This is a genomic window from Faecalibacterium sp. DFI.5.82 (genome assembly GCF_029076575.1).
Taxonomy (GTDB): domain Bacteria; phylum Bacillota; class Clostridia; order Oscillospirales; family Ruminococcaceae; genus Faecalibacterium; species Faecalibacterium duncaniae.
In genome coordinates this window covers 1-429 of sequence record NZ_JARFIS010000094.1, presented here as the reverse complement: position 1 = coordinate 429, position 429 = coordinate 1, and the positions used below count along the sequence as shown (strand labels likewise).

The 429-nt window shown below is 59.7% G+C and carries 1 pseudogene; it reads right to left on the bottom strand.

Annotation, left to right across the window (positions count from 1 at the left end):
* Nucleotides 1-325: pseudogene (locus P0G09_RS15725) on the bottom strand (beta-galactosidase); the annotation flags it as partial.
* Between the last annotated feature and the right edge of the window lie 104 nt (nucleotides 326-429).

Here is a 429-nt window from a genome sequence, read left to right as displayed (position 1 = left end):
TCTTTGCACCGCACTCCTGCGGCACAAGGTACTGCGCCATGTTGACTGCGACCTTGTTCTGGTAAATGCCCAGCTTGGCACCATGCTGGAGATCCCAGTAGGTCTCCGCAGGGCCGATTCAGTACCACTCCACCGTGTCGTAGTCAGCGTCGATCTTGAACAGTACGCCGAACTCCGGCATTGCTGCAAGTCCTTCCACCGGGTCATAGTGCAGGGTGGTCTGGATGCGGCCATCTCCGAACACACGGTACTGCAGGCTGCTCTCTGCTGCGGGGCTGGTCTGGAGGTTATAGAGATAGGTCACGACTACGCTGTCGGCTTCCACCTCGCAGGTGGGGTTCTGGAGGATGGTGCCGCCATGAACACTCCGAGCGTCGCCAGTACTTTGCAGAGACCGACCAGACCGTGAACAAGCGCGCTCTGGCTGCC